12 protein-coding genes and 1 pseudogene are annotated in these 16851 nt (G+C 68.7%); 8 read left to right on the top strand and 5 right to left on the bottom strand.

Annotated elements, in window-relative coordinates; all coding sequences use genetic code 11:
• The first annotated feature begins 61 nt into the window (after positions 1-61).
• The 6 genes and pseudogenes from STRNI_RS08235 (at position 62) to STRNI_RS08210 (ending at position 10560) form a co-directional block, all read left to right on the top strand.
• On the top strand, positions 62-2326 hold the full coding sequence (locus STRNI_RS08235; RefSeq protein WP_277410843.1) for a hypothetical protein: 2265 nt from the start codon (positions 62-64) through the stop codon (positions 2324-2326).
• Positions 2327-2376: 50 nt separating this feature from the next.
• On the top strand, positions 2377-5841 hold the full coding sequence (locus STRNI_RS08230; RefSeq protein WP_277410842.1) for a hypothetical protein: 3465 nt from the start codon (positions 2377-2379) through the stop codon (positions 5839-5841).
• Positions 5842-5902: 61 nt separating this feature from the next.
• The gene (locus STRNI_RS08225; protein ID WP_277410841.1) at positions 5903-7411 is read left to right on the top strand and encodes a hypothetical protein; all 1509 of its coding nucleotides are present in this window, start codon (positions 5903-5905) and stop codon (positions 7409-7411) included.
• Between the two features lie 274 nt (positions 7412-7685).
• Positions 7686-7865, top strand: coding sequence for a transposase (locus tag STRNI_RS08220; RefSeq protein ID WP_229838431.1), 180 nt, complete (start codon positions 7686-7688; stop codon positions 7863-7865).
• Between the two features lie 220 nt (positions 7866-8085).
• A pseudogene (locus STRNI_RS08215) lies at positions 8086-8368 on the top strand (hypothetical protein); the annotation flags it as partial.
• 323 nt (positions 8369-8691) lie between these two features.
• Positions 8692-10560: a virginiamycin B lyase family protein gene (locus STRNI_RS08210; protein ID WP_277410840.1), complete on the top strand. Its 1869-nt coding sequence runs from the start codon at positions 8692-8694 to the stop codon at positions 10558-10560.
• 848 nt (positions 10561-11408) lie between these two features.
• Here the strand turns inward: STRNI_RS08210 and STRNI_RS08205 are convergent.
• Positions 11409-11924 (bottom strand): winged helix-turn-helix transcriptional regulator, encoded by a 516-nt coding sequence (locus STRNI_RS08205; RefSeq protein WP_174876312.1) that lies wholly within the window; start codon positions 11922-11924, stop codon positions 11409-11411.
• 99 nt (positions 11925-12023) lie between these two features.
• On the opposite strand from STRNI_RS08205, the gene STRNI_RS08200 reads away from it, so the two are divergent.
• Positions 12024-12809 carry an SDR family oxidoreductase gene (locus STRNI_RS08200; protein ID WP_277410839.1) on the top strand — a complete coding sequence of 262 codons (786 nt, stop codon included), beginning with the start codon at positions 12024-12026 and terminating at the stop codon, positions 12807-12809.
• 25 nt (positions 12810-12834) lie between these two features.
• A complete protein-coding gene (locus tag STRNI_RS08195) occupies positions 12835-13194 on the top strand; it encodes a nuclear transport factor 2 family protein (protein WP_274738841.1) in 360 nt (119 codons plus the stop codon).
• A 292-nt stretch (positions 13195-13486) separates the two neighbouring features.
• Here the strand turns inward: STRNI_RS08195 and STRNI_RS08190 are convergent, their stop codons facing one another.
• The 4 genes from STRNI_RS08190 to trxA form a co-directional block, all read right to left on the bottom strand.
• On the bottom strand, positions 13487-14134 hold the full coding sequence (locus STRNI_RS08190) for an HAD family hydrolase (RefSeq protein WP_159485324.1): 648 nt from the start codon (positions 14132-14134) through the stop codon (positions 13487-13489).
• A 236-nt stretch (positions 14135-14370) separates the two neighbouring features.
• Entirely contained in the window at positions 14371-16116 is a 1746-nt protein-coding gene (locus STRNI_RS08185; protein WP_277410838.1) for an FAD-dependent oxidoreductase, read from the bottom strand.
• The gene (locus STRNI_RS08180; protein WP_018092858.1) at positions 16116-16379 is read right to left on the bottom strand and encodes a UBP-type zinc finger domain-containing protein; all 264 of its coding nucleotides are present in this window, start codon (positions 16377-16379) and stop codon (positions 16116-16118) included. Before STRNI_RS08180 ends, STRNI_RS08185 begins: the two co-directional genes overlap by 1 nt.
• Before the next feature lie 28 nt (positions 16380-16407).
• Complete coding sequence (gene trxA / locus STRNI_RS08175; RefSeq protein ID WP_159488926.1) at positions 16408-16851, bottom strand: thioredoxin; 444 nt, start codon at positions 16849-16851, stop codon at positions 16408-16410.

The raw sequence follows: 16851 nt of genomic DNA, 5'->3' as shown, positions 1-16851 counted from the left end.
TTCCTCCACCGGCCGGTCCGCTGCCCGCGCTTGCAGCCGCCCCTTGTCGAAAGGCACGCTCGTGACCACCGCACCCGAATCGGGGCCCCAGCCCTTCACCGCGCCCACGGCCCGGCACCGCACCCGGTTCTTCGACCACCGCATCCCCTCGCTGTACGCCGGCCGCTACGAGATCGGCAACCGACAGGTCCTCAAGGACGTCGACGAAGGCGCCGACCGCGAGATTGTCGCCACGCCGCAGCCGTTCGACGTCATCGAGCCGCGGTTCAGCATCGACCCGGGAGGGATCAACGCCCGCTTCCCGGTACCCGACGCCGTCGGTACCTACAGTGAGATCCTTCCGCACATCAACCTCGACGCCCCCGGCCTGCCCTGGAACCGGCCCCTGGTACCTGGTGCCAGCGAGGAAGAGCGTGAGGCACAGCGCGCGGTGCCCTGGATGGCGCTGCTGCTGTTCCGGGAGAACGAACTGCCCGAGGATCCCGATGCCGTCGGCCTGGTCAAGGCCGGCACCGTGCGGGGACTCCTCACCCGCGGCCTGGGCGCGGGGGAGCCGCCGGACCTGCCGGAGCTGAGCATGCGGCCGGAGGAGTACGACGAGCACTGCGCGACGGTCCTGGTCCCGGCCGACCTCTTCGACAAGGTCAAACCCCTGCCGGTGGAGATGGGCTACCTCGCCCACGTCCGCGAGGGCGGCCCACCCGACGCCACCCTGTCCGACGGCGACCCGGAGCCGGACGAGGGGCAGCTCAACGGCGTCGTGGTCGCCAACCGGTTCCCCGCCGCCGCGGGCGGCCGGCATGTGGTCCACCTCGTGTCGTTGGAAGGCTTCGACCGGTACCTGACCGAGCCCGCCCCGTCCCAGGGCGTGCGTCTGGTCTCGCTCACCTCCTGGGCCTTCACCACCAATGCCGACTCCGGCATCGGCTTCGGTGACCTCGCCCAGCAGTTGGCCACCACCGACGGCGAAACCCCGCGCTCCGCGGACGGGCTGCGGCTGCGCCTGCCGGTCAGTGCCCCGACCAACCCGGACGCCGAGGAGCGCGAAGCCCTCGACCGCATGGAGGGCGGCGCCGTCGCCCTGCCACAGCGCCTGGAGACGGGGGAGCGCACCGCCGCCTTCCACCGCGGGCCGCTCACCGCCCGGCCTGCCCGCGCGCTGCCCGCGCCTGCTGCCCCCCGGCTGAAATCGCCTGGCGAGGCATTGATCTACCTGGAGAAGTACGGAGTCTTCGACACCAGCTACGGCGCCGCCTTCACCGCAGGGCGCACGCTCGCTCTGTCCGACGCAGAATTCCGCACCGCCCTGCTGGAGTTCCGCTCCACCGCACGCTCCGCCGTACGCCGCCTGGCCTCCCACCCCCAGCTTCAGCTCGGTACCCGTGCGGTGACGGCCCGGCAGCTGACCGCACCGCTGTCCTTCGAAGCCTTCGACCGCATGCTCCTCGATGGCGACGGCGACCGCTTCACCCGCGCCGTGGCGCAGGCCGGCCCGCAGTTGCGTGCCGGCCTGCGCCGTAGTGCCACGACCACCGGTGCCCGGCGGGCCCGCACCGCGGCCGATGTGCGGTCACTGCTGTCCCAGTCAGGTGTCGCCAGCATCATCACCCAGGCCGCCGAGGGCGAGTTCCGGCCCGTCGCCGACTGGCTCGACCGGCTGCGACGGCTGGAGATGCTGGGCTTCGAGCACCTGGTCCCGAACAGCCGGATGCTGCCCCCGGAGAGCATCCGCTTCGCCTACGTCGATGCCGGCTGGGTCCGCGCCGCCGTGGACGGGGCCCTCAGCGTCGGCGTCGGCCACGCCCTGGACGCCGACCTCAACGACCTGGCCACCACCGGCGGACCCCTACCGGCCTGCGCGGTACTGCTCCGCTCCGATCTGGTACCGCACTGGCCCCAGACCATCATCACCGCCTACGCGGGTCCCAGTGTCGTGGAGCCGCTGCGCAGCGCCCTCTTCGGCACCGATGTCCGCCTCATGCTCTACCCGCGGGTGATCGACCGGTTCGAACTGGCCGAGCCGCCGCGCGGCCTCTGCTTCGGCATCGGCAACGTGGGCACGATCCAGCTGCGCGAGATCAGCGGTGACCACATCGGCTATCCCATCGAGGGGATCGAGGGGGAGTTCCCACCGGGAAAGGGCGACGGCCGCTTCCGTCGCTTCCTGCGCCCCGGTGACGCGGACGTCCTCAATGTCTACGGCACCGGCGACGCTCTGGTTCCCGCCCTGTCGCAGGCCCACGGCGTCGAGCGGCTCTCCTCGGCGCAGTTCGCCCTGCAGATGATCAACGCGCCGCAGGCGCAGACCTTCTCCTACCGGCCCTGACCAGCACACCCCGCCCCATCCCGCGACGCTCGTGAAAGGACCGATGGGCCATGTCAGTGGACAACACCCTGGTCGTGCCGGTCGAGGTGGCCGCCCTCGCCGTCAATCGACAGACCCGCGACACCGGAAGCCACCACGTCATCCACCGCTGGAACACCAACTTCAAACACATCGGACAGGGCGTCCCGTCCGAGCCGGAGCCCTTCACCGGCGCCGAGGAGTGGACCGGGCGCGAAGACCGCCTCGGCGTCTATCTCCAGTGGGAACTGCCCGCCGCACTCACCCGCGGCCGGCACGATGACGACGAGGGCGTCGGCGACTTCCCCCTCGTCCCCAACCGATGGCTGGTCGTCCGCCACGGGGACAGCACCCGCACGCTCACCGCCTGGATCGTCGAAAGCGACTACCTCGATCCGACGAACGGCACCGTCTCCTTCCAGGACCCGGAAAGCGCCACGCCCCAGGCCACGCTCATCGGCAAGTGCCATCCCCTCACCGGTCCCTGGCAGGAGCCCGCCGACCGGCGCGCCCCCTTCCTCACCGCGATCGGTCCCGGGCTGCTCACGTTCTCCGTCTTCCAGCCCTATAACGAGAACGTCTTCTCCCTGCACGACACGCTGGAAGGCGTAGCGGAGCGGGAGCAACTCAGCTACTTCGTCGCCGGCTGGTACGCCGACCCGGCTGCCGACATCCTCGCCGGCACCGAGGACCTCGCAGACCTCCTGCGACGCCTGGAGTGGACCAAGCCCGCCGGCTCCGGCAGCGGCATCCGCACCTCCGTCTACACCGGCACCGTCCTCGGCCTGGACTGGGACCTGACCGGCCCGGTCCCCGACTCCCCTTGCCCCCGCCGCGAGGACGTCACCACGATGGTCGCCAACACCATGGGCGAGGCCGCGGCCGAACTCGGTGCCCAAGCCGACGGCACAGGGGCCTTCTCCGCGGACGAAGCCGACCTCTTCCGCGCCTTCCTGCTCGGCGGCATCGAGGGCCTGGAGGACCGTGACCGTCCCGAAGCGGACATCCTCACCGACCGCCGCGCCCACGACACCGCTTTTGGTCCCGTGCCCGGCGGCTACCGCTGGTTCATCGGCGAACGCGGCGGCGACCCAGGCCACATTCCCTCGCCGGACGCCGTAGCCGCCCGGCACACCGCCCGCGCGGCCGAGGCGGAGACCATCGCCGACCTCAACCGCAGGCAAGCCGGACATGACGCCATCGAAGCCGAACTGGACGCCGCCCGCGAACGCCTCTATCACCTGTGGTGGCTCAGCCGTTTGGAACGGCACTCCGACGAGTTCGGGGAGCGCATCGACGCCGAACTCGACCCCGCCAACCCCGACGGCGCGGCCGGTCACGTCACCGCCCTGGCCAGGCGCCTGGCCGAGCAGCGCCGCACCCTGCCCTGGGGCAGGACGGAGGAGGAGCTGTCCGCGAGCATCGCCACCCGTTACCCCGCCTTCGGAGCACGCGCCGACCGCCGCCTCATCCGCGTCCCCGCCCAGGACTTCGAGTACTCCGCCGACCCCGCACTCGCCCTGCAAGGCGCCAACCTGCACGCACCGCTCACCCGCGGCACCCCACTACCGTGCCGCACTCCCGATCGCCTGATCACCCGCGCATCCGGCATCACCACCAGCGACGTGGCCGGCCTCGTCCGCCAGGTCGACCTCACCCACCTGCCCGCCTGCTTCCACGCGCTGCTGACCGAATTCCTCATCCTCGACCGGGCCCTCGCCACCGGCCAGATCCGCGAGGTCACCGGAACACTGCCCGAGTACGGCACGGCAGCCTGGCAGATGCCCTGGCAACCGCTGTATCTGCTGTGGAAGGCCGAGTACTTCCCCCTGCCGTTCCACGACGGCACCACCGCACACTGGGAGTTCATCGACGGCTCCCGCTACCAGTGGCAGGGCACCGGCACCCCCGGCACCCCCCTGGTCATCTCCGGACGGCAGATCCTCACCCCCGCCCCCGGGCACACTCTCGACGGTGCTCTCGGCGCCTATGCCCGCGTCCGCGACCAGCTGCCCGCCGACAGCCTGCGGCGCCTGCGCGCCGACATCCGCTCCACCGACCTGCTCTCCCAGACCCTCGACGGCTTCGGCGCGGCCATCGCCCAGCGCCGGGCCCACGGCGGACTCCAGCCTGCCGACGACGACATCGCCGACCTCATCGGCAACGGCGGCTACCCCCCGCCGGACCCCGGCGGCATGCCGGCCAGCGACTGGGATCCGTGGCCCGAATCCACCTTCCAGGAACTGCGCGCCGGACAACTCTCCTTCCTCAACCTGGCCGTCGTCGACCGCTTCGGACGCTCCGTCAACCTCATCGCAGAACCCAGCCACTTCCGGCCCGAGATGTCCGACACCATGCGGCCCGCCCACCCGGTCAGCGGCTACGACAGCGGGCGTCTGGTCGAACTCGGCCCCCGCCTGCTCCAGCCGGCCCGGCTCGACTTCGCCTTCCTGTCCGCCACCGGCGACGAAGAAGACACCGACCTCACCCCCGGCACCAACCCCGTCTGCGCCTGGCTGCTCCACAACCGCCTCGACGAATCCCTCGTCGTCCACACACCCGACGGCACATCGCTCGGCGAACTGCGCGTCACCCTGGGCCCCAACGACGAGCACGAGGTGTCCTGGACGGCACTGCCCGGCTCCGACCTCGACGACTTCGAGCAGCTGCAGACACGCTCCCCGCACACCTACCGCCTGCTGAGCGCCATCAAAACCCGCGGCCCGCAGACCTTCGACGCCTTCCGCGCCACCGTCGACCGCACCCTGGAGACCATCGACCCGGACGGCCCGGCCGACCCCGGCCTCGGATTCCTCCTCGGCCGCCCCCTCGCCCTGGTCCGCACCCGGCTGACCATGCAACTACGAGGCCCCGTGCGCACCGACGTCAGCTGGCAGGCCCTCTTCGACCCGCCGCAGCCGCAACTGCCCGACTACCCCTGGACGATCCGCCTGGGCGAGGTAGCCCAGACCGACGACGGACTGGTCGGATATGTCGCCGACAACGACTACACCCACTTCGAGACCGTGATCACCCCCGCCACAGGCAGCGACGACTACCTACGGCCGATCGGCGACAAGCCCAGCCTGCAACTCGACTTCGGCGGCCACAACACCGCAGTGGCCACCGTCCTGTGCGACCCGCGCGCCGCCGTCCACGCCACGACCGACATCCTCGCCACCAAGCGCGTGTTCATCCCCCAGGAATTCACCGACCAGGCCCTCGCCCGCATGTCCGTGAACTTCCGCACCGGCCCCCTGCTCGCCGGCACCACCGCACTGCTCGGCGCCCAGGAACAGGCCCAGGAGACCGTACTGATGCCCGCACCCGCCGGCATCACAGGCACCTGGACCTGGACCGAAAGGCGCGGCAGCACCTGGGAGAAACTCCCGATCCTCAGCCAGGACCCCGCCGACCTCCCGCTGGCCGAACCCGAGATCCGCTCCGGCTTCCTTACCCTCGACAACGCCGCACTGCACAGCAGCACCGACAGCTGACCCACCACCAGCGCACCGACAACGGTGCTGCGGCACGCCTGCCAGCCCGAGGAGCATCATCATGGCCCTGGTCTCCCCCACCCGCACCACGGACCCCACCGCCCAAGAACCGCTGCTGTCCTACGACCTGACCACCAGCCCCGACCCGCTCAAGGCCTCCCCGGAAAAGCCCGAGGAACCCGAGGAGCGCGGTGAGCTGATCATCGTCGGCTCGCGGCACAGTGGCACTCCGGCCGATGTGAAATGGATCAAGGTGAAAGTGCCGGCCGGGACGATGTCACCGGACCTGGCCACGAACCTGTCGAGCGTCAACCCACGGATCACCCTCAACGGCTGGACAGCCCGACTGGACGAGACGGCGAAGGAGTTCGTCTTCTCCCCGGCCGGAAGCCACGAAACGATCGGGCCCGACACCGGATTCACTATCCAGCTCTCACAGATCCCGATCAGCCGCAAGGTCGGCACCGTACCGATCTGCGTGACCGAACACTCCCGAACCGGCAAGAGCGCCTTCCAGGACAGGTCCACCGTGTTCAGCGTCGGCAAATTCCCGGCCGACTTCTACATGATCGAATTCGTGGCTGACGAAACCCGGATCGACAACGGCGGCGAGATCACCCTGACCTGGAAACGCTCCACCAACGCCACCTACGAACTGCTCTACGGAGATACCAACCTCAACGTCACCAACGAAACCACCCGCACCATCACCAACATCAAATCCGACACCACCTTCTACCTGCGCGGCACCACCGGCGACCCCACCAACCCCGTCACCCGCACCCTCTACGCCCAGGTCACCGTCCGAAAACCAGACCTTGAAATCGGCAACCTCACCGTCCACGGCACCGTCAACGGATCCCTCACCGTCAACGGCCCGATCCAGGCCAACGACACCCTCACGGTCAACAGCCTCCGCCCCGGCTACAACTCCCTCATCGTCAAAGGAACGACCCAACTCCACGGTTACACCAGAATCGACGACACTCTTCAAATGGGCCCGGAGGGCACGCTCATCAGTTCGCAGGGCTATATCCACAGGCTTGAAGTTGGAGATTCCTTGAAGGTGGATGATATCCAACCGAAGTACAAAGAAGAGATCAAGCTCTCAGACGTAAAGGTCGATGGGACGCTCACGACCCGTGGCAACCTCATGGCCTATGGCGCCCTCCACGCCACTAGCGGCCTCGCGGCCCGTGACATCACGGTTCACACCAGCTTCACGGCTTACGGGCAAACCGTCCTCGCAGACCTTGTCGGGAATACCCATAAGCTATGGGAATCCAGCAAGCAAGACCCACAGCTTTATTATGAATCCAGTCCAGTTGCATCTTCTGGTATTGCTCTAGCGGTAATGGATGTTCAGGATACTGGGCGGAATGGGCAGCTGACGCTGTCCATCGTGGGTTCCACAAAGAAGACGACTGTCTGGTGGGAGCACAGGGGATCTGCATCCACGCTACTCTTTGTCCGTAAGGGGGAGCGATTTGCAGCGGACGGAGGTAACATTCAGGACTCGAACCTGGATCAGATCCTGAAAGTGTATTGGATTCCGCTGGGAAAGCCGTGATGTCCCGCAAAGAGTTGCGTAGCCGGATCGCGGAGTAGGCGACACCGTACGGCGTTTGATGGCCGCCCGGGCTGAAGTTCCCCGCGATCTTGGACACTCGATCGTTACGCTGCGAGGGCGTGACCTTGTTCGGAACTCTGCCGCACCTGCGCACGGTTCACCGACGATGGTGAGTGCGACGAGGGCGGTGAAGACGCGGTGCAGCAGGCCACGCGCGTAACCCTGTGTCTGCTGGCTCAGCGAATCGGGCAGCTCACCGAGCAGATCCAGGAACTTGGAAGGCCGCCCGGCCCGGCTCGTGGAACGCTGTGCCCCGCAGCTGCTGACCGTGGTGGGCATCGGTCTGGATACGGCCGTCACTTTGCTGATCACGATGGGGGACATCCCGGAACGTCTGCACAGTGAGGCGTCGTTCGCCGCGCTGCGCGGGGTCAGCCCCGTAGAACGCTGCTAGGGTACTCGGCAGTACCTCGCCTCAAACGCTACGCCGCCCGCGAGGTGTTCCACCTGGTCAGGCCCGTACAGACATGCTCCCCGTCATAGGGGCAGTTGTGTGAGAGGTGAGGAACCCCTGCCGGCTTGTCGGCCCCCGGGACGCGGCGCTTGGTACCAGCGGAGCGAAGGTCGACGCCTGTGGATCACTCCTGCCGGTAAGAGGCGCACCTTCCCGCTGGGTGGCGGTCTTCGACTTCCCGGCCGAGCACTGGATCACCCTGCGGACCACAAATCCGGTCGAGTCGACCTTCACCACCGTCCGGCTGCGGACCCGTGGCACCGCAGCCCTGGCCGTGGTCTTCAAGCTTGTCGAGTCCGCCCAACAGCGGTGGCGGGCGGGCGGTCAACGCGCCTCACCTCGTCCCCCTGCTCAGCTCCACGTTCCGGGCCACATTGCGTGCCAGTTCGTCTCTCCAACGACGTGCCCGGGTGGGGCTGTGTGTTGGTCTGTCCGGGTGGTAGTCGGTCAATACGGTGGTGTTCCATTGGCCATTTCGGGTTAATGGTGGTGACTGTTTTCCGGTGGGTTGCCCATCTCTCCGGGGAGAGAGGCAACCCCTGTGGTGCGCGGACGCGTGGTACGTGTCGGCGGGTCTCTCTCTGTCCCGGTGTGTAGGCGGTGGTCCGGCGGGCGTATACCGGCGCCGTGTGACGCGGGCCCCGGAGGGGAGTTCTCGGGCGACCCTCTCAGCTGAGAGAGGTTTGTCATGGATCTGACTACAGGTTGGTGGGGAGCTCCGGCGGTGGCCGGGGTTCGGCCGGTTGTACCGGCCGGTGGATCTGAGGTGGCCGCTGTTCGGCGGCTTGCGGCCGCGCCGTTCAGTGCGGCGTTCTCCACGGTGACGATCCCGGCGGGCACGACCCCGCTGGCGGTGGCGGTGGCGCCGAACGGCAACGTCTACGTCGGCAACGCCAATTCGAACAATGTGACGGTGATCAACAGCACCACGAACACCGTCCTGGCCACCGTCCCCGCCGGCTCGAACCCGGCCATGATCGCGGTGGCGGCGAACGGCAACGTCTACGTCACCAACCAGAGCTCGAGCAACGTGACGGTGATCAGCAGCGCCACGAACACCGTCCTGGCCACCGTCCCCACCGGCGGGGGCCCGTTCGCGCTGGCGGTGGCGCCGAACGGCAACGTCTACGTCGCCAACAGCACTTCCAACAACGTGACGGTGATCAGCAGCGTCACGAACACCGTCCTGGCCACCGTCCCCGTCGGCGCGGTCCCGGACGCGGTGGCGGTGGCGGCGAACGGCAACGTCTACGTCGCCAACCGGAACGCGAACACCGTGACGGTGATCAGCAGCGCCACGAACACCGTCCTGACCACCCTCCCCACCGGTGGTTTCCCGGGCTATGCGGCGGTGGCGCAGAACGGCAACGTCTACATCGCCAACCAGACCTCGAACAACGTGACCGTGATCGACAGCGCCACGAACACCGTCGTGGCCACCGTCCCCGCCGGCACGGTCCCGGGGGTGATCGCGGTGGCGCAGAACGGCAACGTCTACGTCACCAACACCGTTTCGAACAACGTGACGGTGATCAACAGCGCCACCAACACCGTCCTGGCCACCGTCCCCACCGGCGGGGGCCCGTTCGGGGTGGCGGTGGCGCCGACCGGCAACGTCTACGTCGGCAACAGCAATTCCAACAACGTGACGGTGATCAGCAGCACCACGAACACCGTACTGGCCACCGTCCCCGTCGGCGCGTTCCCGTTCTCGGTGGCGGCGGCGCAGAACAGTAACGTCTACGTCACCAACGCCAATTCGGCCAACGTGACGGAGATTTCGCCGTTGACGGTGACGACCTCGCCGGCGTCGCCGGTGTGTGGGCAACCGGTGACGTTCAACATTTCCGGGGGGACTCCGAACGGGACAGCGGTGGTGAACTTCGGGGACGCCAGCCCCACGGTCACCGTCCCCCTGGACGCCACCGGGAGCGGGCAGACCACCCACACCTACACCGCCGGTTCGTTCACCGCGACCGTGAACGGCAACCCCACCTCCGTCACCGTGAGCACCAACCCCACAACGACGACGCTGTCGGTGACGCCGAACCCCTCCACCTGCGGGCAGAGCGTGACCGTCTGCGCCACCATCACCCCGGCACCAGGCACCACCTCAGTGCCGACCGGCACGGTCACCTTCACCCTCCCCAACGGCCAGACCCAGGTGGTCCCCGTCAACGCATCGGGGCAGGCCTGCTTCACCACCACTGCCCTGACCACCGGCACCCTCACCGCCGCCTACAGCGGTGACAGCTGCTTCACCGGCTTCACCACCAGCACCCCCGTCACCGTGAACCGCACCCCCACAACGCTGACCGCGCAGCCAGGCACGATCCGGCTCCGGCTGACCCCGCTGCCCGAGTTCTACATCCCCACCCTCAGCGCCACCCTGAAGACCACCTCGGGGATGCCGGTGGCCGGTCAGCCGGTGACCTTCACCGCCACCACGATCTTCGGCCCGGTCAATCTCGGCACCGCCGTCACCGACGCCAGCGGCACCGCCACCATCCACAACGCCGTCGTCCCCGTCTTCGCCATCGCCACCCCCTTCTACACCGCCACCTTCCCCGGCACTGCCTGCTACACCTCCGCCACCGCCCACGGCATCCTGCTGTTCATCCCCCTCCCGGGCTGATCTGACTGGCTCCGAAAACCCCACGTCACCTGGTCTGCTGCGATGGGAGGAACACACCGTGGCCCAACTGGACGAGTCGGCCGACCAGTCGAGGGGTTTGGCGGCACGTGCGGATTCCAGTGGTGGGGCTCCGGCCGTGAGGGCGGCTCCAGCATCGGCACGGTGATCCAGCAGACCACGGCGCAGGAAGCGCGGCAGAACAACCCGACTCCGCGCTCGCGAGCTGCGATTGGAGGGTGCCCCAGCGACGGTGATGACGACAACGACGGCACACCTCGGCTGCCGAACGGCCACTCTGACAGCACAGCCTTGAGGAGCGGGAGGCCGTGCGTAGGAACTCTCCTGACCCTGCTGATCCACAGGTATTGACGATTGCTCTCGCCCGGCTAATGCGTTGACCGCGTGGTTCGCTGGGTTGGCGCTCTACGAACGCCGCACCAAGGAGGGCAAGACGCGACGCGAGATCGTCCGATGCCTCGAACGCTACGCCGCCGGTGAGGTGTTCCACCTGGTCAGGCCCGTACAGACATGCTCTCCGTCATAGGGGCAGTGTGATACCGCGTGAGAGGTGAGGAACCCCCGTCGGCTTGCCGGCGGGGGGTCCTGCGTTCGGGGACGGCCTGGAGGTGTTCGGTACGGTCTTGCTGCGCTCCGGCTCTGCCGTTCGGCCACGACTGTTGCATCAAGACCGGACCTGGAGTGCCCGTTCTGTTGCTCCCGCAGTTGATATGGGTGTGCTGTGGCAGCGTGCCCACGCCGTGGCTGTCCTGCTGGGAGAATGGGCGGGTGCTGTCCGGGGCGGGGTCTGACTCATGCTCAAGGCCGTTCGGTGCATGTCCGGACCAGCCTCACGCCTCCGCGGGGGTGGCCGGTCGTGTCGCGTAGCGGTGGCGCATGGCGTCGCTGGCCGCGGGGCCTGCGGTGAAGACGTAGGTGGCGCTGTCGTCGAGTCGGCGGCCGGTCTTGGCGTCGACGACGACGGGCTCGACTTCCTCGCCGCTGTGCGCGTCGATGAGGATCATGCTGCGTTCGGCCGATGTGAGGCGGGAGTTGCCCCATGCGGCCAGGGCGACGATCACCGGTCGCAGGGAGTGCCCGAGTTCGGTGAGGACGTACTCGTGGCGCACGGGGTTGGACTGGTAGGGCCGGCGCTCCAGTAGCCCGTCCGTGACGAGGGTTTTCAGCCGGGTGGTGAGCATGCTGGAGGAGATGCCCAGGCTCTCCTGGAACTGGTCGAAGCGGGTGTAGCCGTCAAAGGCGTCGTGGAGGATCAGCAGCGTCCACCACTCGCCTACGTGTTCCACCGTCGTAGACAGCGGGCACTCTCGGTCCGACAGCCTGATCCGGCTTGCCACGGCGACCATCCCCTCGGTTACTGCTAAAATCGAAGTTAGTGGGTGCTATTTTAGCAGTAACGTCGGGAGCGGTGCCTTCTGTGTCCGCACCCGGGAACGGAGCACACCGTGACCACGTCCATCAGTGAATCCCTCGAAGGCCGACGCGCTCTGGTCACCGGCGGCACCAAGGGCACCGGAGCCGCCATCGCCCGACGGCTCACCCAGGCCGGCGCAAACGTACTGGTCACCGCCCGCAGCCGCCCCGACGACGTCGAGGAGAATGCGTTCATCACCGCCGACCTGTCCACCGCCCAGGGCGCAGCCCACGTCGCCGCCGAGGTGGACGCCCGCGTGGGAGGCGTCGACATCCTGGTCAACACCCTCGGCGGGTCCGAGTCGCCGGCTGGGGGGTTCGCAGCGCTCGGCGAGGACGACTGGGCCAGGGAGCTGAACACGAACCTGCTGGCCGCTGTCCGCCTGGACCGCGCACTCCTGCCGCACATGCTCGCCACGGGCAAGGGCGTGATCGTGCACGTCACCTCGATCCAGCGCCGCATGCCGCTGTGGAACGGAACCCTGGCCTACGCCGCCGCCAAGGCCGCCCTGACCACCTACAGCAAGGGCCTGGCCAACGAGGTCGCCCCGCACGGCGTCCGCGTCAACACCGTCTCGCCCGGCTTCGTGCAGACCTCGGCCGCCGACAACCTCGTCGCCCGGATCGCCCACGACGCGGACATCACCCAGGAAGCGGCGCTGGGCCGGCTCATGGACTCCCTGGGCGGCATCCCGCTGGGCCGTCCCAACCGGCCTGAGGAAGTCGCCGAGCTCGTCGCCTTCCTCGTCTCCGACCGCGCCTCGGCCATCGTCGGTGCCGAACACGTCATCGACGGCGGCACCACCCCCACCGTCTGAACCTGCCACCACCCCAGGGAGCGTCATGCACGACAACCAGCCCCGAACCAGCACCCCGGACGCCCTGCCCGAGGTGATCACCCGCTACCTGAAAGCGCACCGCGCCCACGACACCGCCACCGCAATCACGGCGTTCACCAGCGAAGCCACAGTGATCGACGACGGCAACACCTACGAGGGCACCGAGGCGATCGGGGATTGGCTCGACCGATCCGCCACCGAATTCAACTACACCATCCACCTCACCGGCGCCCAACGGACCGACCCAACCCGCTACATCGCCACCCACCACCTCGAGGGCAACTTCCCCGGCGGGGCCATCGATCTGCGCTACCAGTTCACACTCCGCGACGGCCTCATCGAACGCCTCGTCATCGCGCCCTGAGTCCCCACCCACGCCACACGTTGCCGGCACATGCGAGAAGCCCCGCCCCCGAACGGCGAGGGCGCTTCGATGAGGCTCTCGCGACGAAACTCCCCTGGCCGGGGCTCTGCTGGTCCGAATCGACGCGATCATGTTCCTAGCTGGCGCGGTGGCCACTCTCGCCACGGGTGACGCCGCTGTTTCTCGGGACCGAACCGCTGCCGTCCGTCTTCTGCTGGGTGTGCATGCTGATGGGCCTCGGTTTTCTGATCGCCGCGGCCGGAGTGATCCGTTCCGCCACCGCTCAGCGCCGTCAGGGGGCGGCGCCGTCGCCCCCGTCCGCGCCGTCGGCCACATAGCGCTCCAGCCAGGACGGAAACTCCGTCAGGTCCGCGAGCACCACCTCGGCGCCGGCGTTGCGCAGTTCCGTGGCGTCGCACGGGCCGGTGGCGACCGCGACGGACAGCGCGCCGGCGGTGTGCGCCCCGACGACGTCACCGATGTGGTCGCCGACGTAGACCTGCGCATGGTGCTTGCGCAGCGCCTCGGCCTTGCCCGCCGCCCACAGGGAGCCGAAGAGGGCGTCGGCGTCGAGGCCGAGGTGTTCCAGGTGCAGCTTGGCGTTGGGCTCGTACTTCGCGGTCACCACGATCGCCCGGCCGCCCGCGGCGTGGATCGCGTCGATGGCCTCCCGGGCACCGGGCATGGCGGGCGACGCCTCGACCGCGTACTGCGGATACAGCTCGCGGAAGAGAGCGGCGGTCTCCGCCACTCGCTCCTCGGGGAACCAGTGGCGGATCTCGTGCTCCAGCGGGGGCCCCAGCCGGCTCGCCGCGAGGTCGGCGTCGATGAAGGTGCCGGTCCTGGCCGACAGCTCCTGATAGACGGCCTTGATGCCCGGACGCGAGTCGATCAGCGTCATGTCGAGGTCGAAGCCGACCGTCAGAGAGTGTGCAGCCATGCCTGCCATTGTGCCTGCGGCGGCATCCCCGGTCAGGGAGGCACGACCCCGGCCCCTCAGCGGGGCACCCGCCGCATCCGCCACACCAGGAACAGCGCCGACGATCCCGGGCACGCCGAGCGCCGCGCACTCGGCCCGGCTCAGCCGCCGCGATACGTAGGCGAGCCCCCAGCCGCTCGCCGGCGCGAGCCACGACTCCAGCGCCGCACCGGCCACCAGCAGGAGGACGGCCGGCGTCAGGACACCGACTGGGCCGGCACGGACCGAGGCTCGCTCATGCCGGAGCCGCGGACGAGATTGCCTTCCTGGGCCCGGTGTTCATGGACGAGTCGGACGGCTATGGCGCCTTCCCCCGCGGCGGAGGCGACCCGCTTGACGGACCCGCTCCTGACGTCACCCGCGGCGAAGACACCCGGCATCGTGGTCTCCAGCATCAGTGGCCCGCGCCCGAGCGATTCCCAGATGTTCTCGTCGGCCGCTGCCCGGGCGTCGGCGCCGGTGAGCACGAACCCCCGTCGGTCCAGCGCGACCACGTCCTTCAGCCACTCGGTGTGCGGCCGGGCGCCGATGAACACGAACAGGGCGCGGGCCGGCAGTTCGCGACGGTCGCCGGAGGCGTTGTCCTCCACGGTCAACGACTGCAGGGTGCCCTCTCCGTTGACCTGGCGCACTTCGGTATGGGTCAGCACCTCGACCTTCGGATGGCGTGTCACCTGGTCCACCAGATAGCGCGACATGTCCTTGCCGAGGTCGCCGCTGCGGACGATCAGATACACCTTGGGTGCGTATTCTGCGAGGAAGAGCACCGCCTGGCCTGCGGAGTTGCCCCCGCCGACCACGGCCACGGGGTCCATCCGGCACAGGTTGGCTTCGTGGAGTGTGGCGGCGTAGTAGACGCTGGAGCCTTCCAGATGGTCGATGCCGGGGACGTCGAGCCTGCGGTAGCGCACTCCCGAGGCCAGGACGACGGTGGCGGCCCGGATCTCGGAGCCGTCCGCGAAGGTGAGGGCGTACCGGCCGTCGCGCGGTTCGAGCGAGGTGGCCTCGGCGGGGACGGTGAGCTGTGCGCCGAATTTGCGGGCCTGGAGCACCGAGCGTTCCATGAGTTCGCCACCCGAGATCCCGGACGGGAAGCCCAGATAGTTCTCGATGCGCGAGGAGGTGGCGGCCTGGCCTCCGGTGGCCATGGCGTCGACGGCTACGGTGACGAGGCCGTCGGATGAGCCGTAGACCGCGGCGGCGAGCCCGGCCGGGCCCGCGCCGATCACCACCAGGTCGTATTCACCGTCGCCGTGCGCAGAGGTGGGGAGTCCGATGAGGCGGGCGAGGTCCGCGATGCTGGGATTGCGCAGTACCTGCTCTCCCTTCCACATGACGACCGGGGTCTCGTCCGGACGGATGCCGAACCGGCGCAGCAGCGCCTCGGCTTCCTTGTCCTTCTCCAGGTCGATCCATCGGTGTGGTAGCCGGTTGCGGGCGGCGAATTCACGCAGTCGCAGGGTGTTGGGCGAGTAGCACGAGCCCAGGATCCGGAAGCCGGCGCCCAGGCCGATGAGCAGGGACCGGCGGCCGAGGTAGGCGCGCAGAATCAGGTCCCCGAGGGCCGGATCGCGTGCCACCAGGGCCCGTTGGCGCTCCACCGGGACCGCGAGGACCTGGCCGGGCTCGCGTACGACCGCGGTGTCGAACGCCGTCTGCCCTTCGAGCAGACCGAGTTCCCCCAGAAAGCGGCCGGGGCCATGTACCGCCACGGTGCGTTGGTCGGGACCGCCGTAGTCGTGGATGATCTCGACCATCCCGCTGACGATGGCAAGGAACTCCTCGCACGGTTCGCCCTCGCGGAACAGCACCTCGCCCCGCCGTGTGGGGCGGTACTCGCCGTACTGGGCCAGCTCATCGAGCTGTTCCGGCGTCAGCCGGGGGTAGGCGCCGTGCTGATCGGGGGTTTCGGTGGGTACCCCGTCCGGGCCCGCGGCAGTCATCAGACCACGGCCTCGTGGACGTAACACCAGCGCCAGTTCTCTCCCGGTTCGAGGGGCTGCACGATGGGGTGGCCGTCGTTGGCGGCGTGCAGACGGGCGTGTTTGAGTGGCGAGGAGTCACAGCATCCGACGTGTCCGCAGGTCAGGCACAGCCTGAGGTGCACCCAGGGAGAGCCGAGGCGCAGGCACTCCTCGCAGCCCTCGGGGGTGCGTGGCGTCACCGGGCGCACGAGCGACAGGTGCCAGTCGCTTTCGGTAGTCATGATGGTCGTCCTTCCTTGGCGGATGGGCTCAGCGGCGACCCGCGATGGTCTCCTCGACCCATTGGCGCAGCACGTTGGCGGGGGCCGCGCCGGCCTGTCGCGCGATCGCCTCTCCCTGGTCGAGAAGGAGCAGGGTCGGCACGGCCTGCACCTGGAATCGCTGGGACAGCCTGGGGGCCTGGTCGACATCGACCTTGACGAGCTTGATCTTTCCGGCGAGCTCGCGGGCGACCTGTTCCAGTGCGGGGCTGACCATGCGGCAGGGACCGCACCAGGTGGCCCAGAGGTCGACGAGGACGATGGGCGCCGCCTTATCGGCGATCTCCGCGAAGTCGTCATCGCCGGCATCGACGATCCAGGGCAACGGGGTACCGCAGTTTCCGCATTTGGGGCGCCCGTCCCCCGCTGCCGGCACCCGGTTCTTGCGGCCGCACGACTCACAGACGACCGTGTTGCTCCCGCTCGTTGTCAC

Source organism: Streptomyces nigrescens, assembly GCF_027626975.1.
In the GTDB taxonomy this organism is placed as follows: domain Bacteria; phylum Actinomycetota; class Actinomycetes; order Streptomycetales; family Streptomycetaceae; genus Streptomyces; species Streptomyces nigrescens.
This window is presented reverse-complemented; position numbering and strand designations above follow the sequence as displayed.